Genomic DNA, 25525 nt, shown 5'->3' with positions numbered 1-25525 from the left:
GGCTAGGCCGTCGCGGCGCAGGCCGGATTGCCGGTCTGCCAACGAGCGATGTCCGAGCCGATGCGGGCGCCGAGCGGATCGTTCATCAGCGGTCCGAAGACGTCGACACGGCTAGAATTGCCTTGCGCCTGCACGACCAGCAAAGGTTTGCCGCCATAGTGCTTGGCCGGCACCAGCAGGAAACGCGGCGTGCCGCTGAACGAATTCAGCTCATTGGCCATCTGGTACGGTTTGAAGGCTGGGTCCTTGCTGGCGATCCAGCATTTGTGGGCAGCGATCGCCACTTGTTCCATGGCCAGCAGCGCAGCACTTTTGCCTGAGGGAACAGGCGTGCTCTTTGGCGTCGACTGGCAAGATGCCAGCACAAAGCCCGCCGCGGCGACCAGCGCGATCGTCTTCGACTTAATCAAGCGGCACCCATCTCAAGCTCGGACAGAAAAATCTTCAAACCATCGGTCATCTCGCCCCACACCCTCGACAATGCCGGGTGTTGCGAGGCGATCTGCTGGTAGGCGTCGAATTTGGGATAGGCATCGAGCAGGTCGTGGCGTCCCGTCATGGCCCGGAAATTGTTGAAGATGAACCGCGTCGGCGTCAGCCAGGCATCGGCGAAACTAATGTCGTCGCCGAGTGCGAAGGGCCCTTGCGCCATGCGGGCCTCGATCGCTGCCAGTCCATGATGTAGGCGGGCGAACTGGGCGTCGATCTCGGCATTGTTTCGCTTCGGCACGGAATGAAGCTCGAAAAGCTTCATCATCGGTGTCAGCACATCGAGATCGGTGATGCGGGCGAACATACGCACCAGCGCGCGGTCCTTGGAATCGGGGGGCAGCAGCGCCGGTTCCGGGAACCGTTCCTCGAGATATTCGGCGATGACCACCGATTCGACGATCGTCTCGCCCGAGCCGGTGATCAGCACCGGAATCCGGTTCATCGGTGAGATGGCGCGAAACTCTTCCGGGATGGGGAAACCGGGCGGCGGCGCGATGATCTTGAGTGGTACGTCCTTGATGTAGGCCAGTGCCCGCACGATCGACGAGTAGGGCGACAACGGCCGCGAATAGAGTTTCATGACCGTCTCTCTCCCCAATGAACCAGACTTGCTCCAAAGAAACAGGAATGTCCGGCTGTTTTCAAGCTGTTCGCTTCGATATCGTCAGGCGGCGATGCCGAGAGCGCTCTCGAAGAGTCCGCGGCCGTCGGTGCCGCCATGGGCTGCTTCGATCAGGTTTTCCGGGTGCGGCATCAGCCCGAGCACATTGCCTTGGCTGTTGACGATGCCGGCAATGTCGTTGATCGAGCCATTGGGGTTGGTGCCCTCGGCATAGCGGAACACCACTTGGCCTTCGCCTTCGAGGCGGGCAAGCGTGTCGGCGTCGGCGAAATAATTGCCGTCATGATGCGCGACCGGCGAGCGGATGATCTGGCCCGGCTGATAGCGGCGGGTGAACATGGTGTTGGCATTGGTGATCTCGAGCTTCACCTGCCGGCAGACGAATTTCAGCGAGGTGTTGCGCATCAAGGCGCCCGGCAACAGGCCGGCCTCGACCAGGATCTGGAAACCGTTGCAGACGCCGATGACCGTAACGCCGGCGGCCGCTTTTTCGGCCACAGCCCGCATGACCGGCATGCGCGCCGCGATCGCGCCGCAGCGCAGATAGTCGCCGAAGGAAAAGCCGCCTGGAATGGCGATCAGGTCGACATCGGGGATTTCGGTGTCGGTCTGCCAGACGGTGATTGGCGGTGTTCCCGAAATCTTGGTCAACGCTGCGATCATGTCGCGGTCGCGATTGAGGCCGGGCAGGAGGACGACGGCTGATTTCAATTTAGGCGATCTCCACCGCGTAATTCTCAATCACCGTATTCGCCAGCAGCTTGTCGCACATGGCCTTGAGGTCGGCTTCGGCCTTGGCCTTGTCACTTTCGGCCAGCTCGACGTCGAAAACCTTGCCCTGCCGCACCGCGCCGACGCCGCCGAAGCCAAGGCCCGACAATGCGTGTTCTATCGCCTTGCCTTGCGGGTCGAGCACGCCGTTCTTGAGGGTGACGGTAATGCGGGCCTTGATCACGCTGGACATGCTCCTGTTCTGACTATCAGTTCGCAAGCCGCGATCAGTGCGGCTTGCCTTTGAGACCGTCGGTCGAGGCGACGAGCACAGGGCCGGTCGGGCGCGGCGGTTCGTTCTCGTTCATGATGCCGAGGCGGCGGGCAACTTCCTGGTAGGCCTCGACGAGGCCGCCCATGTCGCGGCGGAAACGATCCTTGTCGAGCTTGTCCTGCGTCGCCACGTCCCACAGGCGGCAGGAATCCGGCGAGATCTCGTCGGCGACGACAATGCGCATCATGTCGCCCTCGAACAGCCGGCCGCATTCGATCTTGAAGTCGACGAGCTGGATGCCGACGCCCATGAACAAGCCGGAGAGGAAGTCGTTGACGCGGATGGCCAGCGCCATGACGTCGTCGATCTCCTGCGGGCTCGCCCAGCCGAACGCAGTGATGTGCTCTTCCGACACCATCGGATCGTCGAGCGCGTCGGCCTTGTAATAGAATTCGATGATCGAGCGCGGCAGAACGGTGCCTTCCTCGATGCCGAGCCGCTTGGACAGCGAACCGGCGGCGACGTTGCGCACCACCACTTCGAGCGGAATGATCTCGACTTCCTTGATCAACTGCTCGCGCATGTTCAGCCGGCGGATGAAATGGGTCGGAATGCCCATGCGGTTCAAATGGTTGAAGATGTACTCGGAAATGCGGTTGTTGAGGACGCCCTTGCCGTCGATGACTTCATGCTTCTTCTTGTTGAACGCGGTGGCGTCGTCCTTGAAGAACTGGATAAGCGTGCCCGGTTCGGGTCCCTCATAGAGTATCTTGGCCTTGCCTTCATAAATGCGGCGGCGATTTTTCATCTGGATTTTTCTCTGGGGTTCCGGACAGGGCGGTATCAGACCATTTCCTGTCCGTCTGCCTGAAATAGTGCGGCTACGGTAGGGTTCAATGCCGGGTCTATCCCAATCACATCGTTTGCTCAATCGGCAAATCCTTCCAATCAACCGCTTTCGGGACTGAAATGCCGCAGCGCAGCATGCGATGAAGCGTATTGACCGGCCCGCGACCTTTTGGTTTGTGCTTTGGCAACGCACATATTCACCGCCAACGAATCGAATTTGACCGGAGGGACGCCATGAGCAGCATGAAAGACCGCGAAGAGGGCTTTGAGCGTAAATTCGCATTCGACGAGGAGCTTCGGTTCAAGGCCTCGGCACGCCGCAACAAGGCGCTCGGCCTGTGGGCCGCCGAAAAGCTCGGAAAGTCCGGCGCTGATGCCGACGCCTATGCCAAGGAAGTGGTTATCTCCGACATCGAGGAAGCCGGCGACCACGACGTGTTCCGCAAAATCCGCGGGGATTTCGACGCGGCCGGCGTCGAGCAGTCGGACCACCAGATCCGCCGCACCATGGACGAACTGATGGCGCAGGCGATCGAGCAGATCAAGAACACCTGATCCGGGCCATGCGCTGATCCCGGCCATACGCTGGACCAATCGACCGCCCGGCCTATCCGGGCGGTTTTTCTTTGCCTTTGTCGCGATTTCTGGCTGAAACTGCCGGAGTTAACAAGGAAAGTACCCATGTCCCTGAAGTCCCGCCTCGCGGCCGACGAAACGCTGTTCACCGCATGGTCCGGCGTGCCGGATGCCTTGACCGTCGAAATCGTCGCCAAGCAGGACTTTGATGCCGTCACGCTCGACATGCAGCATGGCGGCCATCACGAAGACAGCGTGCTGCGTGGCCTGGTGCCGGTGCTCGCTGCCGGCAAGCCGGCGCTGGTGCGCATTCCCGTTGGCCGTTTCGACATGGCAAGCCGCGCGCTCGATTTCGGCGCCGAGGCGGTCATCGCGCCGATGGTGAATTCGGTTGCCGATGCAAAATTGTTCGCCGCCGCCATGAAATACCCGCCACTCGGCGAGCGCTCCTGGGGGCCGACTTACGCTTTTCCGCGCCACGGCCAAGGCGACCAGGCCGACTGGCTGCGCGACACCAACCAGCGCACCATGGCCTTCGCCATGGTCGAGACGCGTGCGGCCCTCGATGCGCTCGACGGCATCCTCGACACGCCCGGCATCGACGGCATCTTCCTCGGTCCATCGGATTTCTCGATCGCCTGGAGCAATGGCGCCACGGTCAATTCGACGCTGGAAAGCATGATGGAGACTGTGGCATCGGTGGCCGAGCGCACCCGCAAGGCCGGCAAACATGCGGCGATCTACGTTGTCGAGCCGGCAATTGCCGGCCGGGTTGTGTCGATGGGCTATCGCCTGCTGGCCATGGGCTCCGAGCATTCGCTGATCGGGCTTGGCGCAAAAACGCTGATCAAGAGCGTCCGCGATTCGATCGGGTCCTGAAGAAACTCAGGGTTTCAAATCCGTCAGGAATTTGGCGAAGGTCATTGAACCTTCGGGCCACGGCCCGAAGCCTGAATCCGCGTTCAGATGACCGGTCTCGCCGGCATCGATGAACAGCGAGCCCCATGCACCGGCAATGTCTTCGGCGACATCGAAGGCGCAGAACGGATCGTTGCGGCTGGCGATCACGATCGAGGGAAAGGGCAGCGGCTCACGCGGGTAGGGACCGAAGGTCATCAGGTGCCTGGGCCTGATCTCGGGATTGGCGACGTCGGGAGGCGCCACGAAGAAGGCCCCGGCGACCGGCTTGCGGAATTGCGGAATGGCTTGCACCGCAGTGGCGACGCCGAGTGAGTGCGCGACCAGGACAACCGGCCGCTCGGCCTCGTTGACCGCCTTGGCGACGCTCGCCGTCCAGTCCTCGCGAACCGGCTTCGACCACTCGGCCTGTTCGACGCGGCGCGCCGTCGACAGTTTCGACTGCCAGCGGCTCTGCCAATGGTCGGGGCCGGAATTGGTGTAGCCCGGCACGATGAGGATATCTGCTTCCTTGACCTTCATGGCGCTGAGATAGCGAGCGGCATCGCTTCGTGCAACCGGCAGGAACGCCGCTATTGATCACAATAGTGAACACCATGTTCGCTTCTTCGCGTCTTGTGTGAACGATGCCGATGGACGATCTGTGGTCAGGAAAAGAAACAGCCGTGCGCGGGAACCCTGACTTTGGAACTGACACGACGTACAATGATCGGCGGAGTGGGGCTTCTCGCTTTGGGAGCTTCATCGCAGGCCGGTCGAACGGAGCATTTGATGAGCGAGTTGCCTTTTGCCGCCACCACCCCAGTCAGCGTTGCCCGCGTCGGGCTGAAGGCGCGCGACGCGGAAAGCCTTGCCGCATATTACCGCGAAATTGTCGGTCTGCAGGAGTTGAGCCGTGCCGATGGTTCGATCACGCTGGGCGCCGCCAACCGTCCCTTGTTGGTGCTTGAGCAGGACGCTTCAGCTAAGCCGGATGATCCGCGCAGCGCCGGGCTGTTCCACACCGCCTTCCTGCTGCCCAGCCGCGCCGATCTCGGCCGCTGGATCAACCACGCTATATCGAACAAGATCGCGATCGAGGGCGCTTCCGACCATCTGGTCAGCGAAGCTCTGTACCTGACCGATCCCGAAGGCAATGGCATCGAGATCTATGCCGACCGCCGCCCGCAGGACTGGAAGTGGAATGGCGACAAGATTGCCATGGCAACGGAGCGGCTGAACATTCCGTCCGTCGTTGCCGAAGTGCCTGCGGGTGACGCCGGCTGGCAGGGCGCGCCGGAAAACAGCATCGTCGGCCATGTCCACCTGCGTGTCGGCAGGCCGGAAGACGCCGAAGCCTGGTGGAACCAGGAATTCGGCTTCGACACGGTGGCGAAATATGGCGGCCAGGCGGTGTTCCTGTCGTCGGGCGGCTATCACCACCACATCGGCGCCAACGCCTGGCAGAGTTCAGGCGCAGGCCGCCGCGATCCCTCCCGGTCAGGTCTGGCCTGGGTCGAGATGCGTTCGGACAAGGCATCCACCGAAACCACGCGGGAAGACCCGTGGGGCACGGTGATCCGCACCGTGCCTGGCGCTGCCGGCTAAGCGCCCGCTGCGCTCTTAAACAGAACTGGCGGCGTAACCGGTCAGCAATCCGTGTGCCCAACTGTCGAAGCCGGCCGCCGTCGCGCGGCTGGATGCTTCGGCCCAGTCATAACTGACCGCGTGATGGCTGAACGACCATTCTCCGCGCTTGTGCGTGGCGAGGGCGTAGCGGGCATGCGGGCTGCCGGTCACGGTAAGGCCGGGAAACGCCTGAACACCGACGCTGCCGGGATTTAGGATCGTCTGGCGGTCGGAAAGCCGCACGACGCGCGGCGTATGGGTGTGGCCGCACAAGGTCAGCCCGGCATCGATGCTGCCGAGCTTGTGTCTGATTTCTTTTTGATTGGATGGATAGAAGTGATTGCCGCCGTCTTCCTCGAGCAGGAACGTCTCGTCGTCGCTGGGGCTGCCGTGGCAGAGCAGAATTTCAGGGGCGAGCGTCAGGGCAATCGGCAATGCCAAAAGCCAAGCCAATGACGTCTGGGAGAGGCAATGGTGGGTAAAGGCATCGACGTCTTCCAGCCCGGAAGCCGGCGGCTCGATCAGCACACGGTCGTGATTGCCGCGCACGGTCGGCCAGTTCTGTGCAATCAAATATTGCGCGGTTTCTTCCGGCCATAGCGGCCCGGAGAGACAATCACCCAGATTGACGATGATGTCGGGAGAATTGTCCTTGATCCGCGCATGAACCGCTTCAAGCGCGCGCAGATTCCCGTGAATGTCGGAAAGGACAGCCAGTCGCATGGAAATCCTATCCGAACACCCGCTTGAAGATCGTGTCGACATGCTTGGTGTGATAGCCCAGGTCGAATTTCTCGCGGATCTCGGCTTCCGGCAGCGCTGCGGTCACTTCCTTGTCGGACAGTAATTCCTCAAGAAAATCAGCGCCTTGCTCCCACACTCTCATGGCGTTGCGCTGCACCAGCCGGTAGGAGTCTTCGCGCGACAGGCCCGCCTGCGTCAGCGCCAGCATGACGCGCTGCGAATGCACGAGGCCGCGGAACTTGTTCATGTTCTTCAGCATGTTGTCGGGATAGACGAGCAGCTTGTCGATGACGCCGGTCAGCCGTGACAGCGCGAAATCGAGCGTCACGGTGGCGTCCGGGCCGATCATGCGCTCGACCGAGGAGTGCGAGATGTCGCGCTCGTGCCAGAGCGCCACATTCTCCATCGCCGGCAGCGCCATCGAACGCACCATGCGGGCAAGGCCGGTGAGGTTCTCGGTCAGCACCGGGTTGCGCTTGTGCGGCATGGCCGACGAGCCTTTCTGGCCCGGCGAAAAATACTCTTCCGCTTCCAGCACTTCGGTGCGCTGCAAATGCCGGATCTCGATCGACAGCCGCTCGACCGACGAGGCGATGACGCCGAGCGTGGCAAAGAACATCGCGTGACGGTCGCGCGGGATCACTTGCGTCGAAACCGGCTCGGGCTTCAGGCCGAGCTTCGCCGCCACATGTTCCTCGACATAGGGGTCGATGTTGGCGAAGGTGCCGACCGCCCCGGAGATCGCACAGGTGGCGATGTCCTCCCGCGCGTGCACCAACCGCTCGCGGCAGCGCGAGAACTCGGCATAGGCCTGCGCCAGCTTGACGCCGAAGGTGGTCGGCTCGGCATGGATGCCATGGCTGCGGCCGATGGTGACCGTGTCCTTGTGCTCGAAGGCGCGGCGCTTGAGCGCTGCAAGCAGACCATCGATGTCGGCGAGCAGGATGTCGCTGGCGCGGGTAAGCTGCACCGCAAAGCAGGTGTCGAGAACGTCGGACGAGGTCATGCCCTGATGGATGAAGCGGGCGTCCGGCCCGACGAATTCGGCAAGATGGGTGAGGAAGGCGATCACGTCATGCTTGGTAACGCGCTCGATCTCGTCGATCGCCTCGACATCGAATTTTGCCGCCCCGCCCTTTTCCCAGATGGTTTTTGCCGCTTCCCTGGGGATGACGCCGAGTTCGGCCAGCGCGTCGCATGCATAGGCTTCGATCTCGAACCAGATGCGGAACCGGGTTTCTGGCGACCAGATGGCGACCATTTCCGGCCGGGAATAGCGAGGGATCATCGGTCAGTCCTGACATATCGAGAAGTTTGCCCGCGTCCTAACAGAGGCGAGCAAAATGCTCAACGCCGCTGGCGCGCAAACCAGACGCCCGCGGCAAACAGAGCGATGAAACCAACTGGAAAATAGAGCCGGATGCCCAGCACCACGAACTGATAAAGCGCAATCAACGTCGTGAAGACGAACTGGAGGACCCAGGTGCGGGTGAAAGCAGGCGCATGCCACTCGGCATAGTAGGAGCGGTACTGCAGGGCAAACAGCCCGGCGGTCAGGCCGATCGTCGCCGCGGCTAGGCACACGAAGGCCGCGGCAAAGGCGACTTCCCAGCGTCTTCCCTGCGAAACCAGCCGCGCCGCGAACAGGCCGATAGGAAAGGCCAGCGCAGCTCCCACCGCGAACAGTACGGTGACAATGCGGATTTTCGCCGGCGTCTCCCAGTCGTCCAACAACAGGGTGACGAGCGCACTGGCGCCCATCGTCGTGGCCCATAGCAAGGCGCCATAAAACGCAGTGCGCGGCGTCGGTATAGCGCGGCGAAGGCGGTTCAGCGAACGATCGCGCGGGGCGGGTGGGACAAGCGGTGTCACAGGCGGCCGGTCACCGCGATCCAGCGAAAGTCCGGGCCTTCAAAGCCGTACTGGCGCACCGCGATCAGCACGGCATAGGCGCTGAGACTGTCCATCGAAAAGGTCTGCACGGCGCCGATGCGGTAGCCGTTCGGGCAACCCCGGCTTTTCGGTATCGCCTTATCCTCGTGCAGCAGCTTGGTGGTGCCACCATCCTGCGCCTCGATGCGCAGCAGCCGGAAGCCGTTGATCTCGCCCTGGCTCTCGCAGCCCTTGGTGTTGTTCATGCCGATCTCGTCGAGCCGGAACTCGAGCGGTGGGTCGACCGGCGAAAAGATCGGGCGCGGATTGACCGCCATCCGGTGCGGATCCGCCGAAAGCTCGGTCACCGGGTTGAAACCCGCGGTGATGCCGCGATTGGCGCTCAGCTCGGCCTGACTGACAATGGCTTCGCCTTTTTGCCGGGCCTGAAGGCGCGCCGCATCCAGTTTGGCATTCTCGTCCTCAAGCCGGACCCGGATCGGCGTGCCCTTGAGAAAGCTGTCGGTGCTGGTGTCGATGTAGTAGCGGTTGGCATAGGGAAAACCCGATCCATCCTGCACGCCATATTCCTCGAAAGCAAAGACGCTGCCGTCCTTGGTGAAGCCGAGGATTTCAAGTTCGGCGACATCGCCGGCATGAGCCGCGATCGAGGTGGCAAACTGTGCAAGCAGGCCAACGGCAAACAGAAAGAGCATTCGCATCGGTCTTCACCCCCGTGATCGTCTCAATCCCCTAGCACGCCGAAATCAAAACGTCGTGCGGTGCGAAAGCCGATGCATCCAATCGGCCCGTCATTTGTTATGGTCGGCAGTCCCAATGGAGAACCACCATGACCGACACCAGCAAAATTCGCGAGCATATGGAAGTTGTCGGCGCCGACGGCGTGCATGTCGGCACTGTCGACAAGGTCGATGGCCAGCGCATCAAGCTGACCAAGGCCGATAGCGGCGAGGGCGCTCACAAGGGCCATCATCACTATATTCCCCTGAGCCTGATTGCCGAAGTCGACGGGAAGAAGGTCTGGCTGTCGGCGAATTCCGATGTTGCGGTGACGTTCGAGGAAGAAAAGTCCGATCCAGTCTGATCGATCGCTTTACCCCGGGCGCGACGACCAGACCGGAAATAGATCGTTTTCGGAGGGCGTCGCGGCAAACACGCCGCGGCTGATGGCCCGCGCCATGGTGGCGCCAGCCGCGGCGTAAAGGTCGATCGCCGCGTCGGCGGAAAGTTCGATTCCGCTCGTGCCCGTCGCCAGCGCAAACACCAGGTCGCCATCGGCCGGCGTGTGCGTCGGCCAGATGGCGCGCACGAAGCCGTCATGCGCCGATATCGCCAGGCGCTTGGCGGCAGCTTTTGTGAGCACCGCATCGGTGGCAATGACGGCGATGGTGGTGTTGCCGCCGGTCTCCATCGGCCTTCCCATATGCTTGTCGCGGTATTTCAAAAGAATCCTTTTCGCGTCGTCCGGCATCGGCGAGGGATAGCCAAGCCCACCGAATTCGTCGCCGATTTCGAATGGTGCTGCCCAGAAATGGCGGGTTCGGCTGACGGTTACCGAGCCCGTCGGATTGACGGCGGCCAGCGCGCCGATGGTGACGCCACTTTCCAGCAGCGTCGAGGCGGAGCCGAGGCCGCCCTTTAGCCCCGAGGTCAGCGCACCGGTGCCGGCACCGATCGTGCCGAGTTGGAAATCGGCGGTGGCGGTTTGCGCCGCCTCATAGCCAAGCTCACGGTAGGGCGGATAACGGCCCCAATCCTTGTCGCCGCCATTGCGCAGGTCGAACAGGATCGCCGATGGCACGATCGGCACGCGAAAGCCACCGACCTCGAGGCCGATGCCGCGTTCGCGCAACGCCGCCTGCACGCCGGATGCCGCGTCGAGGCCGAAAGCCGAACCGCCTGAAAGCACGACGGCGTGCACCACATCGACCGAATTGTGCGGTTCGAGCAGGTCTGTCTCGCGCGTGCCCGGCGCGCCGCCCAGGATCTGAACGCCAGCCACCGTCGGCGCATCGCAAAGCACGGTCGTCACCCCGGATTTCAGCCTGGCGTCGGACGCATTGCCGACGCGCAGGCCGGCAACGTCGGTGATCAGGTTGCGTGGGCCGGTGCGAAACATCAGTTGCTTTCCAAGGGCGCAAAGCGCGTGCCGTCGAAACGGAAGACGCGGTAGGGGCTCTGGCTGAGGTCGCCTTTTGCATCAAAGCGGATCGGCCCGATCGCCGTGGTGAAATCCTGCCCGGTCAGGGCTTCAGCCAATGGCTTGCCCGAGCTTTCGGACAAGCTTGATGCCGCCTTGGCGATTTCGACCGCGGCGTAGGCAGGCAGCGCATAGCCGTCGGGCACGATCTTCCTAGCGTCAAATGCCGCCAGCACTTTTGGATCGGCGACATCGGCCCATTCAGGCGGTGCGATCATCAGCGTGCCCACGGCATAGGGCACGTCGCCCGGCGGTGTGCGGAGATTTTCGCCGCCGGCAAAGACGATGCCAGCCTGAAGCTGTGCGGCATCGCGGCCCATGATGGCGATGTCGTCGCCGTCGCCGCCAGCAAAGACATGCGTCGCGCCGGCCTTCTTCAGCCGGCCGATCATGCCGATCTGGTTGTCGAGCTGTGGCCGGAACGTGTCTGTGAATACCGGCCTCAGCGCTGCCTGTTCGGCCGCTGCCCGCAACGTCTCGGCGATCTCACGGCCGTAGATGGTGCCGTCGTCGATAATGGCGAACAGCTCGTTCTGCCACAGATGGGTGAGGGCAGAAGCGACGGTGTTGCGCTCATCGTCGCCGCGTAGTCCGAGGCGATAGACCGGCCAGCCAGTCTTGGCGCGGCGGTCGGTCAGGCTTTCGGTCCGCACGCCAACGGTGATGACCGGAATGCCGGCGTCCTTCAGGATCGGCATCGCCGCCTCGATCGCCTCGGTGCAGAGGAAGCCGACCACGATATTGACCTTGGCGGCGGCAAATTCCCTGGCCGCGGCAGCGCCGCCATCGGCGGTGCAGGCATCATCCACCGTCTTGAGTTCGATGCCGTTCGCCTCGGCGGCCAGACCGGTGCCGGCCTCGATCTGCTTGCCGAGAATGGCCGATGGTCCCGACAGGGGCGCTGAGACGCCGACGAGCAGCGTCTGGGCATCCGCGGCACTGGCCAGAAACAGCCAGAACAGCGCCGCTATTGTTCTTGTCCTGGGTCGCATTCGAGCGATGGGTCCCTCCGTGCCGGCTCTATGCTCCCGGCACTATTACCGCCAAGACCTAAAGGCTGCCCGGCCTTGGTGCAACACGCGAATTTCGGGATATGGCTCAGGCACTTCGCTTGTGGCGGGCTATGTCTGGCCATATATGTCGGTAGGATCCTGACCATGGAAAATTTACGGTGCTGAAGAAGAACGACATTGGGCCGCAGGCCTATCGCGATGCGATGAGCCACTTTGCCGGCCACGTCCATGTGGTCACCACCGACGGGCCGGCCGGCAAGCGCGGCACGACGGTGATCGCCGCCTGTTCGGTGTCGGACACGCCGCCGACCATCCTGGTCTGTCTCAACCGCGAAAATGCCAAGAATGAGCTGTTCGTGAAAAACGGCAGGTTTGCCCTAAACACGCTGGCCTCGCACCAGGAGCCACTGTCGGTCGGCTTTTCCGGCATCACCGGCCTGCCGGTCGAGGAACGTTTCGCGCTTGGCGAATGGGATGTGATCTCTACCGGCGTACCGACGCTGAAAGGCGCGCTCGCCGTGTTCGACTGCGAATTGATCGACACCAAGGATCTGGCCACCCATCGTGTGCTTTTTGGCAAGGTGACAGGTCTGCGTATGGGCGATAATTTGCGGCCGCTGATTTACCACGCCCGCGGCTACCACGTACTGGAAAGCGGAGCGGCGGCGTTCACGGAGAAAGAATGACCGAGCTGAAACCGCGCGCCGCGCCACGGACGATCGACGAGACGCTCGATCTCCTGACCGGTGCGGACTATGTGGCGGACCGGTCGCTGGCGACCGTGCTGTTCCTGTCGTTGCGTATGAAGCGGCCGCTGTTCCTCGAGGGCGAGGCCGGCGTCGGCAAGACCGAGATCGCCAAGGTGTTGGCACAGGCGCTCGGTCGCCGGCTGATCCGCCTGCAGTGCTATGAAGGCCTCGACGTTTCGTCCGCCGTCTATGAGTGGAACTACGCCGCGCAGATGATCGAGATCCGCATGGAGGAGGCGGCCGGCAAGGTCGAGCGCTCCGCCATGGAGCGCAACGTCTTTTCCGAAAAATACCTGATCCGCCGCCCGGTGCTCGATGCGCTGACCGGAAAGACGGGCGCTGCCCCGGTTTTCCTGATCGATGAGCTCGACCGTACCGACGAGGCGTTTGAAGCCTTCCTGCTCGAAATCCTGTCCGACTTCCAGGTGACGGTGCCCGAACTCGGCACCATCAAGGCGGAAGAACCACCGATCGTCATCATCACCACCAATCGCACCCGCGAAATCCACGATGCGCTGAAGCGGCGCTGCCTTTATCACTGGGTCGACTATCCCAATGCCGAGCGCGAGCTGGAGATCGTGCGCCGCAAGGTGCCGCAGGCCAACCAGCGGCTTTCGGCCGAAGTGGTCTCCTTCATCCAGAAGCTGCGCCAGATCGAATTGTTCAAGGTGCCGGGCGTCGCCGAAACCATCGACTGGGCCGGCGCGCTGACCGAGCTCGACAAGGTGGCGCTCGATCCTGAAACCGTCTCCGACACGATCGGCGTGCTGTTGAAATACCAGGACGACATTGCCCGCATCGAACAGGGCGAAGGCCGGCGCATCCTCAACGAGGTGAAGGCCGAGCTTTCGGCGGCGGAGTAGGCGATGTCGCGCCCCGAGCCAAAAGAGGCCATGCCGCACGGGCGGATCGCCGACAACATCGTCTATTTTGCCCGCACCTTGCGCAAGGCCGGCATGCGGGTCGGCCCGGCTTCGGTCAAGGACGCAATCGAAGCGGTGCTCGCCGCCGGCATCGGCTCGCGCGACGATTTCTACTGGACGCTGCACGCCGTGCTGGTGTCCAGGCATGAGGACCACGCCATTTTCGACCAAGCCTTCCGGCTGTTCTGGAAGTCGCGCGAACTGATCGAAAAGATGCTGGCTATGTTTTCGCCGGTGGCACCCGACAACAGGGAAAAGCAGAAGCCACGCGCCGCTGAAAACCGGGTCAGCCAGGCGATGTTCGAGGGCCACCAGAAGAACCAGCCGCCACAGGAAATTCCCGAGATCGAGGTCGACGCCCGCTTCACCTCTTCCGGCAACGAGGTGCTGCGGGCCAAGGATTTTGCCCAGATGAATACCGCCGAGATGGCCGACGCCAAGAAGGCGATCGCGCAGCTGCGGCTGCCTTTCGACATGGTGCGCACCCGGCGCTTCAAGGCCGATGCGCATGGCCGCCGTATCGATCCGCGCGCCATGATGCGTTCGGCCGCGCGCACCGGCGGCGAACTGATCCTGCCGAAATTCCGCTCAGCCCGCGAGGTTCACCCGCCGCTGGTGGTGCTGGCCGACATTTCCGGCTCGATGAGCCAGTACACACGCATCTTCCTGCATTTCCTGCATGCGCTGACCGAAAAACGCCGGCGCGTGCACACGTTCGTTTTTGGCACAAGGCTCACCAATCTGACCCGGCAGATGCGCCATCGCGACCCGGATGCAGCCCTTGCCGACTGTTCGGCGGCGGTCAGGGACTGGTCGGGCGGCACCCGCATCGGCGACACGCTGGCCGAGTTCAACCTGATATGGTCGCGCCGCGTGCTGGGGCAGGGCGCGGTCGTGCTTCTGATCACAGATGGGCTGGAGCGCGACGATGTCGCCGGCCTGTCTGAAGAAATGGAGCGCCTGCACAAATCCTGCCGGCGTCTGATCTGGCTGAATCCGTTGCTGCGCTTCGACGGCTTTCAGGCGCGCGCCCGCGGCGTCAAGACGATGCTGCCGCACGTCGACGAGTTCCGCTCGGTGCACAATCTCGACGCGCTCGCCGATCTTTGCGCGTCGCTGGATAAGAAGTCGGCACAATCCGTCGATCCGCGCCGATGGCTGGAAGCTGGCGCGAGGCACGCCGCATAGCCATATCTTTCCCATCCGGAAAACAGATCCCGAGAAAAACAGACTTCTGGAGAAACGGTCATGGAAAACAGCATTTATCTGGATGAGGCCCGCGACCCGCTGATCATTGCGGAGGGCTGGATGAAGGACGGCAAGGACGTGGCCATCGCGACAGTGGTCGAGACCTGGGGTTCGGCGCCCCGACCTGTAGGCAGCCATCTGGTCATCGACGCCGACGGCAATTTCCACGGCTCCGTCTCGGGCGGCTGCGTCGAAGGCGCTGTGGTCAGCGAGGCCATCGACGTCATCGACAGCGGCAAGGCCAGGATGCTGGAGTTCGGTGTTGCCGATGAGACCGCATGGCAGGTCGGCCTGTCCTGTGGCGGCCGCATCAAGGTGTATGTGGAAAGACTGGGCTAGAGCATGCCCAAAAGTGGGGCCCGGTTTTTGGACAAGATCATGCTCGGACAAGAGATTTCCTGATGGATCCCTACGCCTTAAAAACTTTGAACGCCGAACGACGCGCTCGCCGAGCGGCGATCCTTGTCACCGATCTCGGTGACGGCCGCGACAGGATCGTGCGCGAGGGCGATCAGGTCGCCGGCGATCTTGGCGCCGCGATCGCCAGGGCGTTTCGCACAGGCAATTCCGGTTCGGTCGAAGCCGAGGGGCGGAATTTCTTTCTCAACGCGCATCTGCCGCAGCCGCGTCTGGTCGTGATTGGCGCTGTCCATATCAGCCAGGCGCTGGCGCCGATGGCGAAGATCGCCGGCTATCCCGTGGAGATCATCGACCCCCGCACCGCTTTCGCCACGCCGGACCGCTTTCCCGAGGTGGCGCTTCATGCCGAATGGCCGGAGGATGTGCTGAAGCGCCAGCCGCTCGACAGCTACACCGCACTTGCCGCCGTCACCCATGACCCGAAGGTCGATGATTTCGCCCTGAAGGCCGCGCTCGACGCCAACTGTTTCTATGTCGGGGCGCTCGGCAGCAGGAAGACGCATGCCAAGCGGGTCGAACGCCTGCTGGCGCTGGGCGCGAGCGCCGATCAGATCGCCCGTATCCATGCGCCGATCGGGCTCGACATCGGTGCTGCCAGCCCGGGAGAGATCGCCGTTGCGGTGTTGGCCCAGGCGATCCACGCCTTCCGCTCGCGCGGTTTCGATGCCTCCGCATCGGCTCCAAAATCGAAATCGATTTTGGAAAAGCACGATGCGTAGGTTCAAAGTAGTAGAGCGTCCTTTGCGCGTCCAAAAGGACGCGCGGCGCTCTACGGGCGCGGCGGCGTGAAATTCGGCCCGATCCCGATCGAGGCCGCGGAAGGCGCGGTGCTGGCGCACTCCACCACCGCTGGTGAACGCCGCTTCCGCAAGGCGCACAGGCTCAGCGCCGAAGATGTGGCGCTGCTGCGGGCCGCCGGCGTTTCCGAGGTCGTTGCAGCCGTGCTGGCTGCCGACGACCTCGCCGAGGATGCCGCCGCGCAGGAAATAGCTGAGAGCATGACCTTTCGCGGGATCGAGGCCAGGCCTGCCGCGACCGGGCGGGTCAACCTCCATGCCAAGGCGCCGGGCATCTTCACGGTCGATGCCGCTGCCATCGACGCCATCAACGCCATCGATCCCGCCATCACCATCGCCACGCTGGCGCAGCATGCGCCGGTGGAGAAAGGCCAGATGGTCGCGACCGTGAAGATCATCCCCTTCGCGGTCAGTTCAGCGCTGATCGGCGCCGCGACGAAAATCTGCGCCGGTGGTGAGATCTTTGCCGTCAACGCCTACCAGCCGGTGCGTGTCGGCGTCATCCAGACGGTTCTGCCGGGCATCAAGCCTTCCGTGCTGGACAAGACCCTGCGAGTCACCGAAGCGCGGCTGGCGCGCACGGGGGGCAGGCTGACGGCCGAGCGCCGCACGCCGCATGAGATCGCGCCGGTGGCTGAGGCCGCGGTCTCCCTGGTGCGCGACAACGATTTGGTGGTGATCTTCGGCGCCTCGGCGATGAGCGATTTCGCCGATGTCATTCCCGCGGCGATCGAGAGGGCGGGCGGTACTGTCATCCGCGCCGGTATGCCGGTGGATCCCGGCAATCTGCTGGTGCTCGGTATGCTCGGCGGCAAGCACGTCATCGGCGCGCCCGGCTGCGCCCGCAGCCCCAAGGAGAACGGTTTCGACTGGGTGCTGGACCGTTTGATCGCCGGTATCGACGTGACCGCCAGGGATATTGCCGGCATGGGGGTCGGAGGGCTGCTGATGGAAATCCCGACACGGCCGCAGCCGCGCGAACCGCTGCCGGCGAGAAGCCAGGTCAAGGTCGGCATCGTGCTGCTGGCGGCTGGCCGCTCAAGCCGCATGGGCGGGCCGAACAAGCTGCTGGCGCTGTTCGACGGCAAGCCGCTGGTGCGCCGCACCGCTGAGCGGGCGCTTGGCTCGAAGGCGTCCGGCACTGTCGTCGTCACCGGCCACCAGCGCGATCGGGTGCGCTCGGCACTGGCGGGCCTCGACGTGGCCTTCGCCGACAATCCCGATTTTACCGAGGGCCTGTCCACTTCGCTGAAGGCCGGCATTGCCTATCTGCCGGAAGACACCGCCGGCGTGATGATCGTTCTCGGCGACATGCCTGATATCACGTCTGGCGATCTCGACAGATTGATCGATGCTTTCCGCAAGGCCGGCGGCAATGCGGTGGTCCGCGCTTCGCATGACGGCAAGCGCGGCAACCCGGTGCTTTTGCCGCGCTCGCTGTTTCCGGCGATCGCCCATCTCGAAGGCGACACCGGCGCGCGCCATCTGGTCGAGACGGAAGGGCTCGATGTCATCGATGTCGAGATCGGCGCGGCGGCGTCAGTCGATGTCGACACACGCGAGGCACTCGAAGGCGCCGGCGGCGTGCTGCAGGATTGACAAACCCAAGCCGAATTACGCATGCCTTGGACATGTCTATCCGCTGCCAAATTTTCTGTGCCTTTGCAGTCGCGACCGCGTTGCTGTCTCCGGCCGCGCAAAGCCAGACGCTGTCCTTGAAACCCTTCAAGGACGATCTCTTCGCCTATCCAGCCACGCTGTCGTCCGACACCAACGGCGCCTACACGGTCATCGATTACCGCGAGATGCGCGACATCAACCGGCGTGACCAGGTGCCCGAGCGCCGGGTGAACGTCCAATACACCGACACCGGCGTTCGCAAGGTGCAGCAGGATCTGCTGCTGAAGACCGACGCCGGCGATGTCAGGCATGTCGCCGCAGGCAAGACCGAGGGCGCCGGCATCATCGTGCTTTATCTGCACGGGCAGGGCGGCAGCCGCAAGCAGGGTGTCGACGACTTCACCTTCGGCGGCAATTTCAACCGGCTCAAGAACCTGATGGCCGGCAATGGCGGCCTCTATCTCAGTCCTGATTTCCCCGATTTCGGCGATACAGGAGCGGCACAGATCGCGGCCCTGATCGGTCACTATGCCGAACAGTCGCCAGGCGCGAAGATCTTCGTCGCCTGCGGCTCGATGGGCGGCGCGCTATGCTGGAAGCTGGCCGCGCGCAAGGATACGGGCGGACGCATCAATGGCCTGCTGCTGCTCGGATCGCTGTGGGATGAAAGCTTTTTCACCAGCCCGGCCTTCAAGCGCCGCGTGCCGGTCTTCTTCGGCCAGGGCAGCCACGACGTGGTCTACCCCGTGGCAAAGCAGGAGGCGTTCTTTCGCTCGATCCTGACCAAATCGAAGACCTATCCGACCCGCTTCGTCCGCTTCGAGACCGGCACCCATGGCACGCCGATCCGCATGACCGACTGGCGCGGCACGCTCAACTGGATGCTGTCGAAGGCGCCCTGACAGGCGCTGCCTGCAAGCCCATGTGACGCTCAAGGCGCAGTGTTGTAGTCGACGACAGTCTCGGGGTTTTGCTCGCCGTCATAGGATGCATCGACGTCGTACTGGACCAGCGAGAAATTGCCGTTGCGAAACAGGTACGTCCCCGCGTCGGACGCATCGCCGATGCCGCGCCACTTGTTGAACGTGGTGATCGTGTGGGCGGCTTCGTCATAGTCGGAATTGACTGCCCAGCCGGACGTCTGGAAACCGACGATGGTCATGCCCAGCAATTTGCCGTTGCTGTCATTGTTCTCGTAGCGGATATCCATTTTGGGTTCGGCGAACTGCAATTGCTGCACGCCCGATGTCTCGTCGGTCATGTAGTAGACCGAGCTTTCATTGTAGGCGGCGGCCGAGCAGGAAAAATGGAACAGTCGCGTTTCCTTGTCGGGATCGCCGGGCTGCGCATCCTTGTCCTTGTATTTGATCGAAAAAACGGTCGGTTCATTGGCGAGGAACTGCTTGTCGCACTGGTCGCCATAGGTTGCCAGAAAGGCCTTCTTGGCCTGCTCCAGTGCGGTGTCTTTCTTTGGCGGTGGCGGGCCATCGCCGCAGCTTGGCGGCAGCGCCTCCTCGAAATCGGCAGTGGAGGGCTTCAGTGCCCCTTTCTCGATGTGGATCGGATCGAAGGGTGGCTCCACTTGTGTCTGGGCATTCACCTGGCGCAGCGTGTAGCACCCGGCAAAGACCTTTTTGCCGCCGCTCTTGTCGGTGGCGCGGACGGCGACGGGGACGTTGTAGAAAATGCTGCCGGCCGCACCTTCGTCGGAAACAGCCCCGGTCTCGACCTCGACCTTGTCGGTGCCATCAAAACCCTTGACGAAACTGTCGAAATCCTTTGCCGGCTTTGTATCGCCGAAATAACCCCAGGCGCGGGCGAATTCGTGCCGGCTGATGGCGCTGTAGAGCGAACGCACAACCGCATCGGCGCTAGACCGGTCGTCGACATAGGGCGTTTCGGGGGCATCGTCGGCCGCCAATAGCGTCTGGCCGATCGGGACAAGGGAGAGAAAGGCAGTCGCTGCGAAAAGGGCGCGTCTCATCGGGAACCTCCGCTCGATGGGGAGATTCTACTCTGGCGATTGCGGCAACGTGGTGACGCAGGCTCGGCGGTCTTGAAGAATCGAGCGCGAAGGCGCTACGTCGCGTCCGCCGGCGTTCGGCCGGGTAGGAGATTTGACGTGGCGATATCGATGTATGAGGCATCCGTGCCTGTGTTTTCGGCCAGGCTGAAAGCGCTTTCCAATATGCTTGCGACCGCCGAACAGAATGCGCTTGACCGCAAGATCGATCCGCAGGTGTTTCTGACGTCGCGGCTGGCGCCAGACATGTTTGCCTTGACCAGGCAGGTGCAGATCGCCACCGATCATGCCAAGGGCGCGCCGTCACGGCTCGCCGGCCGCGAAGTGCCGAAATACGAGGACAATGAGGCGAGTTTTGCCGATATCCAGGCTCGCATCACGAAGACGCTCGACCTTCTCGCGACATTTTCGGCTGCCGAATTCGACGGCTCCGACGACAAGATCATCGAGCTGAAGCTTGGCGGACGGGAAAGTTCGATGCCCGGCCTGCAGTATCTGCTGCATGTGGCCATGCCCAACTTCTATTTCCATCTCACCACGGCTTACGACATCCTTCGCCACAACGGTGTGCCGTTGGGCAAGGCGACGTTTCTGGGGTCGCGCTAAGGAGTTGAGTTTTTTGGAGGTGTCCCGGAGCGATCCGGGACATCCTGAACACCGGATACAGCTAGCGAACGGACATTTCGCGGGCGATGCGGGGGAAGTCGGCCGGCTTGATCCCGATGTCGGCGCGGTCGGCATTGCTCATCGAATGAAGCAGCGCGAGCGCCGAGCGGTATCTCAGATGTTCCTGCGGCCGAGGCCGGGCGAACATTTCAGTGAAGAAACCCATGATTCAAGCCCCAAATTGGTCCTCCACGCCAGCCAATATAGGTGAATCGTGACAATTGTGCAGTGCAGCATTTGCATACCTGCCATGTCTTGGCGAATTTTTGCCTTGGCGAATCTTTCGCCATTTTCTGCAACCCGGTGAAACTTTTGGCCGACGCGCACCGTAGCCTCGAATGCTGGCTACATGGCCGGTTTTTCCTCGCCACTCCTGGCGAATTCCGGACTGCGTGAAAATGCAGTCCGGCTTTTGTTTTTGGGATTGCGGTGGGTCAAGCGGTAGACGAGGCGAAGGCTAAATTCGTTAAGATCGGTGCCATGCATTTTTAACGAGCCGGTTCTATGCTTTGATACCCGAATGGTCGGGCGAGGGGGAGGCTGACATCGCTACTGGCGCCAAGCGGGATTTCGCTTCGTTGCTCGACGACCTCTTCATCGCCCCCGACAAGAATGGCGAGGGCGAAGAGGCCGGCGCTCGTCCATCCATCCCGTTCGACTATCTTTCGGTGGCCGATGAACTCCATTCCGGCCGCATCAAGGTTTCCGCTGCCGAATATCGCGAGGCGGGCGCGGATCTGGCGACGGAATTCGCCGCCTTGCTCGATCATGCCAAGCTGGCTCTCGCCGGCGAAGAGCCAAAGCCCCAGGAAAAGCTGCCGCCGATCGATCCCGAAGCCATCGCCATGGAACTCGGCCTCAATCAGCCCAAGCAGGTCGCCGATTTCGGTCGCATGCGCCGCAGCTTTGCCTTTGCCAACCATCCCGACCGTGTCGCCCCGCATCTGCGCCAGCGCGCCATGATCCGCATGCAAGTGGCCAACATGCTGATCGACGAGGCCAAGCGCCGTGCATTGGCAGGTGCTCGCCGCTAACCCGGCTGGTTCACGCAAAAGTCGCTCTGGCGAGGCTTGGAGAGCGGCTCTGCTTTGCCTATAGATGCGGCTTCCTCCGCGCAGTCGCGCCAGCCTTCCTCCGGAGCCGAATTCCATGCACAAGCGTCGTCTCGGTCGGACCGATCTTCTTGTTACCCAGATCTGCCTGGGCTCCATGACCTGGGGCCAGCAGAACACCGAGGCCGAAGGCCACGCCCAGATGGACCTGGCGTTCTCGCGCGGCGTTAATTTCATCGATACCGCCGAGCTCTACCCGATCCCGCCCAAGGCGGAGACGCAAGGGTGGACCGAAAAGATCATCGGCAGCTGGATGAAAGCCAAGGGCAACCGCGACAAGGTAATCCTTGCCTCGAAGGTCGTCGGCCGCACGGCCAACAGCTGGTTTCGCGGCGACAGGCCGTCGCAACTGGTGCGCGCCGATATCTTTGACGCCATCGACAAGTCGCTGGCCAAGCTCGGCACCGACTATATCGACCTCTATCAGATCCACTGGCCGGAGCGGGATATCCCCTGGGGCGCCAACCCGACGCGCGTCGGCGCCGTGTCGCCGCGCGCCGATTCCGTCGGCGCACCGGCCGACGAAACGCCGGTCGCCGAGACGCTTGCCGTGTTCGACGAACTGGTGAAGGCAGGAAAGATACGCCATTTCGGCCTGTCGAACGAGAGTTCCTGGGGCGTGATGCGGTTCCTTGCCGAAGCCGACAAGGACATCGGCCCGCGCGTCGCGTCGATCCAGAACGCCTACAATCTCGTCAACCGCACCTTCGAGGTGAACCTCGCCGAGGTCTGCGAGCGCGAGCAAGTGTCGCTGCTGCCCTATTCGCCGCTGGCACAGGGATACCTGACTGGCAAATACGACCATGGCGCGCGGCCTCAGGGCTCGCGCACGCAGCTATTCAACCGCGGCCAGCGCTACGAGACGCCAGGTGCTGCCGAAGCACAACTTGAATACAATGAGCTGGCGCGCTCCTTTGACCTGGAGCCGGCACTGTTTGCCAATGCCTATGTCTCAAGCCGGCCGTTCGTAACCTCCAACATCGTCGGCGCAACGACGCTTTCGCAGCTCGACATGGCGCTGTCTTCCGTCGATGTCGTCTGGACCGAAGAAATGCAGAAGGCGGTGGATGCGATCCATCAGCGGGTCGGTAATCCCTGTCCTTGAACGGGGATTGGCCGCTGGCCGAATCCAATGATTACAATGGGAGAAGGGCAACAATGAATTTTCCGATCGAGCTGGTCCGCGAAAGATTTCCCGCTCTCTCCCTGACCGACAAGGGCCGTCGCCGCATCTATCTCGACAATCCGGCCGGCACGCAGGTGCCGCAAGTCGTCGCAGACGCCGTGTCGCGCTGTCTTTTGACCACCAACGCCAACCTTGGCGGCTATTTCGAAACGACGATTGCCGCGCAGGCCGTCGTCGATGAGGCGCATCGGGCAATGGCCGATTTCCTTGGTGCGGCGAGCCCGGAAGAAATCATCATCGGCGCCAACATGACGACGCTGACCTATCACATGTCGCGCACGCTCGGTCGCACGATGAAGCCCGGCGACGAGATCATCCTCACCCGCATGGACCATGAGGGCAATGTGTCGCCCTGGCTGCAGCTGGCCGAGGATCTCGGCCTCGTCGTGCGCTGGCTGCCGTTCGACGAAAAGAGCTGGCAGGTCGAAGAGGCGACGCTCGCCGGGTTGCTATCCGACAGGACCCGGCTGGTCGCGTTGAACTATGCCAGCAACCTGACTGGTTCCATCAACCGGGTGAAGGCGCTGAGCGCCATCGCCAGGAACGCCGGCGCGCTGGTCTATGTCGATGCCGTGCAGTTCGCCCCGCACGGCCTGATCGACGTTCAGGAGCTCGGCTGCGATTTCTTGATCTGTTCGGCCTACAAATTCTTCGGCCCGCATATGGGCATTTTGTGGGGCCAGCATGATGTCATCGATGATCTGAAACCCTACAAGTGCCGCTGTTCATCCAACGGCCTGCCGGAGCGGTTCGAGCTGGGCACGCCGCAGATCGAACTGATGGCCGGCCTCACGGCCGCGGTCGATTACTTCGCCGACCTTGGCGCGGCAGCGGGCGAGGGTGGATCGCGAAGGCAGAAGATCGCCAAGGCGTTCGCGGTGTCGATCGCCTATGAAAACCCGCTGGCGCAACAGCTGATCGACGGTCTGTCCGATATCGAGGGTCTGACCATCCACGGCATCACCGATCCGAAGCGGATTGGCGAGCGCGTGCCGACGGTGTCCTTCACCGTCGACGGCATCGTGCCGGAGACGATCGTACGGCAGATGAACGCCGAGAACATCTTCCTGTGGTCGGGGCACAACTATGCCTGGGAGATCGTCCATCAACTCGGCATCCCGGCCGAGTATGGCGTCGTGCGCATCGGCATCGCTCACTACAACACATCTGCCGAAATCGACGAGACGCTGGAGAGCGTGCACCGGGTCATCGCCATGCTCAGGCAGCAGCGCTCCTGACACTGGCTTGAGTACTCACCGCATCTTGCCGCCGAAGCCGGTGAGGAACGCGGTGAGATTGTCGCCGAGTTCGTCGCAGAGGTAGCCGCCCTCCTGGACGATGACCGTCGGCAGGTCGAGCTTTGCGATGGCCTCGCCGATGCGCGAGAAACCCGGCGTCGTCACCGAAAGTCCGCCGAACGGATCGCCCTCGAACGCATCGAGCCCGAGCGCCACGACCAGCGCGTCGGGCGAAAAGGCACGGATGCGCTGGAACGCTACCTCGAGCGCTTCGAGAAACGCCGCGTCGGCGGATTTGCGTGGCAGCGGCAGGTTGAAATTGTAGCCGAGGCCTGGCCCTTCGCCGCGCTCGTCGGCATGGCCCCAGAAGAACGGGTAGAAACGCACGGGATCGGCATGCAGCGAGACGGTCAGCACATCCGGTCGTGCATAGAAGATGCCTTGCGTGCCGTTGCCGTGATGCAGGTCGACATCGAGGATCGCCACCCGTGCGGCCTGTTTACGCAGAGCCTGTGCGGCGACGGCCGAATTGTTGATGAAACAGAAGCCGCCCGCGACATCGGCAAAGGCGTGGTGACCGGGCGGGCGGCATAGCGCGTAGGCGGCCGGTACGCCTGACATCACCGCCTCGGCGGCTTCGACCGCGCTCCAGGCGCTCCACAGCGCGCTTTGCCATGTTTCCCCTGAGATAGGGCAGGCCGTGTCGGCCATGTGGTAGCCGGCCTGGCCGACTGCCGAGGCCGGGTAGGAGCCGTTGCGCGCGATCGGATGGATGTTGGGGATCACTTCGGCCGAAGCGCCCTCGATGCGCTGCCAGCGCGCGTAGATATGCTCGAGGAAATCCAGATATTCGGGCGTATGCACAGCCGCGACCGGACCGAGGCCATGGTTGCGAGGTCGCTCGATCGTGCAGCCAGCATATTTTGCGCCGGATAACAATCTCCCGACGCGCTCCGGCTTTTCCGGATTGGGCTGCGCCGCACCGCTTGACAGAAAGGCCTTGGGGTCGTGACGCTTCTGTTCCTCGGCATAGAAGGCTTTCATTCCGGATCCTCGTTCTGCGGCGCATCGGCGAAGGCAAAGAACGCCTCGCCAATGATTTTCTGGGTCTGCTCATAGCTCGACCAGGCAATGCCCAGCCTTTCGTAGAAGGTCTTGGCGCCTTCATTGTCGGTGTCGACCGACAGTCGGAGATAGACGCCGCCTTCTTTCCGGCACTGCGCCGCAACGTGCCGCAGCAGCCGCTCGCCGATCTTGCGCCCGCGAAAACGATCCTCGACATAGAGGTCCTGCACATAGACGCCAGGCCGCCCCATCCAGGTTGAAAAGATCGGAAAATGCAGGCAAAGCCCGGCAAATTCGCCGTCCACCTCGGCGATCAGGGTCGAGAAGGCGGGCTTTTCGCCGAAGCCATAGGTTCTGAGATCGTCCGGTGTCGAGATGATTTCCTCCGGCGCGCCGATATGGGTGCCGAGTTTCAGGATCGCCGCGTGGATCGTTTCGACGTCGTCGAGAGTGCCGAGTCGAAGGAGGATATTGGGCGGGGGGACAATCATCGGAGGTTCGGTGCCCAGGCACCCCCCTCTGTCCTGCCGGATATCTCCCCCGCAAGGAGGGAGATTGGCAGTTTTGATACTACCGCC

At 62.7% G+C, this 25525-nt stretch carries 31 protein-coding genes; 15 read left to right on the top strand and 16 right to left on the bottom strand.

Going from position 1 to position 25525, the window contains the following annotated elements:
* Positions 1–2: 2 nt before the first annotated feature.
* The 5 genes from NKJ11_RS15355 to purC all read right to left on the bottom strand — a co-directional run bounded on the left by NKJ11_RS15355 (position 3) and on the right by purC (position 2907).
* Positions 3–410 carry a hypothetical protein gene (locus NKJ11_RS15355; RefSeq protein WP_128303281.1) on the bottom strand — a complete coding sequence of 136 codons (408 nt, stop codon included), beginning with the start codon at positions 408–410 and terminating at the stop codon, positions 3–5.
* Positions 407–1072 carry a glutathione S-transferase family protein gene (locus tag NKJ11_RS15350; RefSeq protein ID WP_127810643.1) on the bottom strand — a complete coding sequence of 222 codons (666 nt, stop codon included), beginning with the start codon at positions 1070–1072 and terminating at the stop codon, positions 407–409. The genes NKJ11_RS15355 and NKJ11_RS15350 overlap by 4 nt, the downstream gene beginning before the upstream one ends.
* Positions 1073–1156: 84 nt before the next feature.
* The gene (gene purQ, locus NKJ11_RS15345) at positions 1157–1825 is read right to left on the bottom strand and encodes a phosphoribosylformylglycinamidine synthase subunit PurQ (RefSeq protein ID WP_128303282.1); all 669 of its coding nucleotides are present in this window, start codon (positions 1823–1825) and stop codon (positions 1157–1159) included.
* 1 nt (position 1826) lies between these two features.
* Entirely contained in the window at positions 1827–2069 is a 243-nt protein-coding gene (gene purS / locus NKJ11_RS15340) for a phosphoribosylformylglycinamidine synthase subunit PurS (protein WP_023810342.1), read from the bottom strand.
* Positions 2070–2112: 43 nt separating this feature from the next.
* Complete coding sequence (gene purC / locus NKJ11_RS15335) at positions 2113–2907, bottom strand: phosphoribosylaminoimidazolesuccinocarboxamide synthase (RefSeq protein WP_013532127.1); 795 nt, start codon at positions 2905–2907, stop codon at positions 2113–2115.
* 275 nt (positions 2908–3182) lie between these two features.
* Between purC and NKJ11_RS15330 the strand changes: the two genes are divergently transcribed.
* Both NKJ11_RS15330 and NKJ11_RS15325 read left to right on the top strand, forming a co-directional pair.
* Positions 3183–3503 (top strand): DUF1476 domain-containing protein, encoded by a 321-nt coding sequence (locus NKJ11_RS15330; RefSeq protein ID WP_013532126.1) that lies wholly within the window; start codon positions 3183–3185, stop codon positions 3501–3503.
* Between the two features lie 126 nt (positions 3504–3629).
* Positions 3630–4403 (top strand): HpcH/HpaI aldolase family protein, encoded by a 774-nt coding sequence (locus NKJ11_RS15325; protein WP_352773138.1) that lies wholly within the window; start codon positions 3630–3632, stop codon positions 4401–4403.
* Positions 4404–4409: 6 nt separating this feature from the next.
* On the opposite strand, the gene NKJ11_RS15320 is transcribed toward NKJ11_RS15325, so the two are convergent.
* On the bottom strand, positions 4410–4964 hold the full coding sequence (locus NKJ11_RS15320; protein ID WP_128303284.1) for an RBBP9/YdeN family alpha/beta hydrolase: 555 nt from the start codon (positions 4962–4964) through the stop codon (positions 4410–4412).
* Between the two features lie 249 nt (positions 4965–5213).
* Here NKJ11_RS15320 and NKJ11_RS15315 point away from each other — a divergent pair, with 249 nt between their 5' ends.
* Positions 5214–6029: a VOC family protein gene (locus NKJ11_RS15315; RefSeq protein ID WP_023810345.1), complete on the top strand. Its 816-nt coding sequence runs from the start codon at positions 5214–5216 to the stop codon at positions 6027–6029.
* Positions 6030–6044: 15 nt separating this feature from the next.
* Here the strand turns inward: NKJ11_RS15315 and NKJ11_RS15310 are convergent, their stop codons facing one another.
* The 4 genes from NKJ11_RS15310 to NKJ11_RS15295 all read right to left on the bottom strand — a co-directional run bounded on the left by NKJ11_RS15310 (position 6045) and on the right by NKJ11_RS15295 (position 9388).
* Positions 6045–6773, bottom strand: a complete 729-nt coding sequence (locus tag NKJ11_RS15310) for a metallophosphoesterase family protein (protein ID WP_023810346.1) — start codon at positions 6771–6773, stop codon at positions 6045–6047.
* A gap of 7 nt (positions 6774–6780) precedes the next feature.
* Positions 6781–8082: an adenylosuccinate lyase gene (gene purB, locus NKJ11_RS15305; RefSeq protein ID WP_128303286.1), complete on the bottom strand. Its 1302-nt coding sequence runs from the start codon at positions 8080–8082 to the stop codon at positions 6781–6783.
* Between the two features lie 59 nt (positions 8083–8141).
* Entirely contained in the window at positions 8142–8555 is a 414-nt protein-coding gene (locus NKJ11_RS15300) for a hypothetical protein (RefSeq protein ID WP_128303287.1), read from the bottom strand.
* Between the two features lie 107 nt (positions 8556–8662).
* Positions 8663–9388, bottom strand: a complete 726-nt coding sequence (locus tag NKJ11_RS15295; protein ID WP_128303288.1) for a DUF2259 domain-containing protein — start codon at positions 9386–9388, stop codon at positions 8663–8665.
* A 128-nt stretch (positions 9389–9516) separates the two neighbouring features.
* Here NKJ11_RS15295 and NKJ11_RS15290 point away from each other — a divergent pair, with 128 nt between their 5' ends.
* Entirely contained in the window at positions 9517–9771 is a 255-nt protein-coding gene (locus NKJ11_RS15290) for a DUF2171 domain-containing protein (RefSeq protein ID WP_013532118.1), read from the top strand.
* Positions 9772–9780: 9 nt separating this feature from the next.
* On the opposite strand, the gene NKJ11_RS15285 is transcribed toward NKJ11_RS15290, so the two are convergent.
* On the bottom strand, positions 9781–10806 hold the full coding sequence (locus NKJ11_RS15285; RefSeq protein WP_128303289.1) for a P1 family peptidase: 1026 nt from the start codon (positions 10804–10806) through the stop codon (positions 9781–9783).
* Positions 10806–11879, bottom strand: a complete 1074-nt coding sequence (locus tag NKJ11_RS15280) for a branched-chain amino acid ABC transporter substrate-binding protein (RefSeq protein ID WP_023810352.1) — start codon at positions 11877–11879, stop codon at positions 10806–10808. Before NKJ11_RS15280 ends, NKJ11_RS15285 begins: the two co-directional genes overlap by 1 nt.
* 179 nt (positions 11880–12058) lie before the next feature.
* Between NKJ11_RS15280 and NKJ11_RS15275 the strand changes: the two genes are divergently transcribed.
* The 7 genes from NKJ11_RS15275 (at position 12059) to NKJ11_RS15245 (ending at position 18559) form a co-directional block, all read left to right on the top strand.
* Positions 12059–12586, top strand: a complete 528-nt coding sequence (locus NKJ11_RS15275; RefSeq protein WP_023810353.1) for a flavin reductase — start codon at positions 12059–12061, stop codon at positions 12584–12586.
* A complete protein-coding gene (locus tag NKJ11_RS15270) occupies positions 12583–13512 on the top strand; it encodes an AAA family ATPase (RefSeq protein WP_023810354.1) in 930 nt (309 codons plus the stop codon). The genes NKJ11_RS15275 and NKJ11_RS15270 overlap by 4 nt, the downstream gene beginning before the upstream one ends.
* A 3-nt stretch (positions 13513–13515) precedes the next feature.
* Positions 13516–14760: a vWA domain-containing protein gene (locus NKJ11_RS15265; protein WP_352759223.1), complete on the top strand. Its 1245-nt coding sequence runs from the start codon at positions 13516–13518 to the stop codon at positions 14758–14760.
* A 60-nt stretch (positions 14761–14820) separates the two neighbouring features.
* The gene (locus tag NKJ11_RS15260; protein WP_013532112.1) at positions 14821–15159 is read left to right on the top strand and encodes an XdhC family protein; all 339 of its coding nucleotides are present in this window, start codon (positions 14821–14823) and stop codon (positions 15157–15159) included.
* 62 nt (positions 15160–15221) lie between these two features.
* Entirely contained in the window at positions 15222–15959 is a 738-nt protein-coding gene (locus NKJ11_RS15255; RefSeq protein ID WP_352759220.1) for an XdhC family protein, read from the top strand.
* A gap of 66 nt (positions 15960–16025) precedes the next feature.
* Positions 16026–17636 (top strand): NTP transferase domain-containing protein, encoded by a 1611-nt coding sequence (locus NKJ11_RS15250; protein ID WP_352793691.1) that lies wholly within the window; start codon positions 16026–16028, stop codon positions 17634–17636.
* A gap of 32 nt (positions 17637–17668) precedes the next feature.
* Entirely contained in the window at positions 17669–18559 is an 891-nt protein-coding gene (locus NKJ11_RS15245) for an alpha/beta hydrolase (protein ID WP_352793690.1), read from the top strand.
* Between the two features lie 29 nt (positions 18560–18588).
* On the opposite strand, the gene NKJ11_RS15240 is transcribed toward NKJ11_RS15245, so the two are convergent.
* Positions 18589–19641 carry a DUF1176 domain-containing protein gene (locus tag NKJ11_RS15240; RefSeq protein ID WP_352759215.1) on the bottom strand — a complete coding sequence of 351 codons (1053 nt, stop codon included), beginning with the start codon at positions 19639–19641 and terminating at the stop codon, positions 18589–18591.
* A 138-nt stretch (positions 19642–19779) separates the two neighbouring features.
* Here NKJ11_RS15240 and NKJ11_RS15235 point away from each other — a divergent pair, with 138 nt between their 5' ends.
* Complete coding sequence (locus tag NKJ11_RS15235; protein WP_352793689.1) at positions 19780–20286, top strand: DUF1993 domain-containing protein; 507 nt, start codon at positions 19780–19782, stop codon at positions 20284–20286.
* A 61-nt stretch (positions 20287–20347) separates the two neighbouring features.
* On the opposite strand, the gene NKJ11_RS15230 is transcribed toward NKJ11_RS15235, so the two are convergent.
* Positions 20348–20512, bottom strand: coding sequence for a hypothetical protein (locus NKJ11_RS15230; protein ID WP_023706483.1), 165 nt, complete (start codon positions 20510–20512; stop codon positions 20348–20350).
* Between the two features lie 412 nt (positions 20513–20924).
* On the opposite strand from NKJ11_RS15230, the gene NKJ11_RS15225 reads away from it, so the two are divergent.
* From NKJ11_RS15225 to NKJ11_RS15215, 3 genes are all read left to right on the top strand, one after another.
* Positions 20925–21380 carry a hypothetical protein gene (locus NKJ11_RS15225; protein ID WP_352793688.1) on the top strand — a complete coding sequence of 152 codons (456 nt, stop codon included), beginning with the start codon at positions 20925–20927 and terminating at the stop codon, positions 21378–21380.
* Positions 21381–21495: 115 nt separating this feature from the next.
* On the top strand, positions 21496–22563 hold the full coding sequence (locus NKJ11_RS15220; RefSeq protein ID WP_128303300.1) for an aldo/keto reductase: 1068 nt from the start codon (positions 21496–21498) through the stop codon (positions 22561–22563).
* 53 nt (positions 22564–22616) lie between these two features.
* The gene (locus NKJ11_RS15215) at positions 22617–23882 is read left to right on the top strand and encodes a cysteine desulfurase-like protein (protein WP_352440169.1); all 1266 of its coding nucleotides are present in this window, start codon (positions 22617–22619) and stop codon (positions 23880–23882) included.
* Between the two features lie 15 nt (positions 23883–23897).
* Here the strand turns inward: NKJ11_RS15215 and NKJ11_RS15210 are convergent, their stop codons facing one another.
* Positions 23898–24926: a histone deacetylase family protein gene (locus NKJ11_RS15210; RefSeq protein WP_352793687.1), complete on the bottom strand. Its 1029-nt coding sequence runs from the start codon at positions 24924–24926 to the stop codon at positions 23898–23900.
* The gene (locus tag NKJ11_RS15205) at positions 24923–25438 is read right to left on the bottom strand and encodes a GNAT family N-acetyltransferase (protein WP_352440171.1); all 516 of its coding nucleotides are present in this window, start codon (positions 25436–25438) and stop codon (positions 24923–24925) included. The genes NKJ11_RS15210 and NKJ11_RS15205 overlap by 4 nt, the downstream gene beginning before the upstream one ends.
* Positions 25439–25525 lie beyond the last annotated feature (87 nt).

It is taken from the genome of Mesorhizobium sp. M0243, assembly GCF_040321775.1.
Taxonomy (GTDB): domain Bacteria; phylum Pseudomonadota; class Alphaproteobacteria; order Rhizobiales; family Rhizobiaceae; genus Mesorhizobium.
Note: the sequence above shows the minus strand (reverse complement) of the source record. Positions and strands in the feature narration are given on the sequence as shown.

Coding starts and splice junctions, on each gene's coding strand:
- NKJ11_RS15255 (WP_352759220.1), top strand. CDS start 15,222: ATGGATCCCTACGCCTTAAAAACTTTGAACGCCGAACGACGCGCTCGC.
- NKJ11_RS15285 (WP_128303289.1), bottom strand. CDS start 10,806: ATGTTTCGCACCGGCCCACGCAACCTGATCACCGACGTTGCCGGCCTG.
- NKJ11_RS15320 (WP_128303284.1), bottom strand. CDS start 4,964: ATGAAGGTCAAGGAAGCAGATATCCTCATCGTGCCGGGCTACACCAAT.
- NKJ11_RS15290 (WP_013532118.1), top strand. CDS start 9,517: ATGACCGACACCAGCAAAATTCGCGAGCATATGGAAGTTGTCGGCGCC.
- purC (WP_013532127.1), bottom strand. CDS start 2,907: ATGAAAAATCGCCGCCGCATTTATGAAGGCAAGGCCAAGATACTCTAT.
- NKJ11_RS15270 (WP_023810354.1), top strand. CDS start 12,583: ATGACCGAGCTGAAACCGCGCGCCGCGCCACGGACGATCGACGAGACG.
- NKJ11_RS15230 (WP_023706483.1), bottom strand. CDS start 20,512: ATGGGTTTCTTCACTGAAATGTTCGCCCGGCCTCGGCCGCAGGAACAT.
- NKJ11_RS15210 (WP_352793687.1), bottom strand. CDS start 24,926: ATGAAAGCCTTCTATGCCGAGGAACAGAAGCGTCACGACCCCAAGGCC.
- NKJ11_RS15310 (WP_023810346.1), bottom strand. CDS start 6,773: ATGCGACTGGCTGTCCTTTCCGACATTCACGGGAATCTGCGCGCGCTT.
- NKJ11_RS15325 (WP_352773138.1), top strand. CDS start 3,630: ATGTCCCTGAAGTCCCGCCTCGCGGCCGACGAAACGCTGTTCACCGCA.
- NKJ11_RS15215 (WP_352440169.1), top strand. CDS start 22,617: ATGAATTTTCCGATCGAGCTGGTCCGCGAAAGATTTCCCGCTCTCTCC.
- NKJ11_RS15330 (WP_013532126.1), top strand. CDS start 3,183: ATGAGCAGCATGAAAGACCGCGAAGAGGGCTTTGAGCGTAAATTCGCA.
- NKJ11_RS15245 (WP_352793690.1), top strand. CDS start 17,669: ATGTCTATCCGCTGCCAAATTTTCTGTGCCTTTGCAGTCGCGACCGCG.
- NKJ11_RS15260 (WP_013532112.1), top strand. CDS start 14,821: ATGGAAAACAGCATTTATCTGGATGAGGCCCGCGACCCGCTGATCATT.
- NKJ11_RS15240 (WP_352759215.1), bottom strand. CDS start 19,641: ATGAGACGCGCCCTTTTCGCAGCGACTGCCTTTCTCTCCCTTGTCCCG.
- NKJ11_RS15205 (WP_352440171.1), bottom strand. CDS start 25,438: ATGATTGTCCCCCCGCCCAATATCCTCCTTCGACTCGGCACTCTCGAC.
- NKJ11_RS15300 (WP_128303287.1), bottom strand. CDS start 8,555: ATGGGCGCCAGTGCGCTCGTCACCCTGTTGTTGGACGACTGGGAGACG.
- purB (WP_128303286.1), bottom strand. CDS start 8,082: ATGATCCCTCGCTATTCCCGGCCGGAAATGGTCGCCATCTGGTCGCCA.
- NKJ11_RS15280 (WP_023810352.1), bottom strand. CDS start 11,879: ATGCGACCCAGGACAAGAACAATAGCGGCGCTGTTCTGGCTGTTTCTG.
- NKJ11_RS15220 (WP_128303300.1), top strand. CDS start 21,496: ATGCACAAGCGTCGTCTCGGTCGGACCGATCTTCTTGTTACCCAGATC.
- NKJ11_RS15315 (WP_023810345.1), top strand. CDS start 5,214: ATGAGCGAGTTGCCTTTTGCCGCCACCACCCCAGTCAGCGTTGCCCGC.
- NKJ11_RS15295 (WP_128303288.1), bottom strand. CDS start 9,388: ATGCGAATGCTCTTTCTGTTTGCCGTTGGCCTGCTTGCACAGTTTGCC.
- NKJ11_RS15265 (WP_352759223.1), top strand. CDS start 13,516: ATGTCGCGCCCCGAGCCAAAAGAGGCCATGCCGCACGGGCGGATCGCC.
- NKJ11_RS15350 (WP_127810643.1), bottom strand. CDS start 1,072: ATGAAACTCTATTCGCGGCCGTTGTCGCCCTACTCGTCGATCGTGCGG.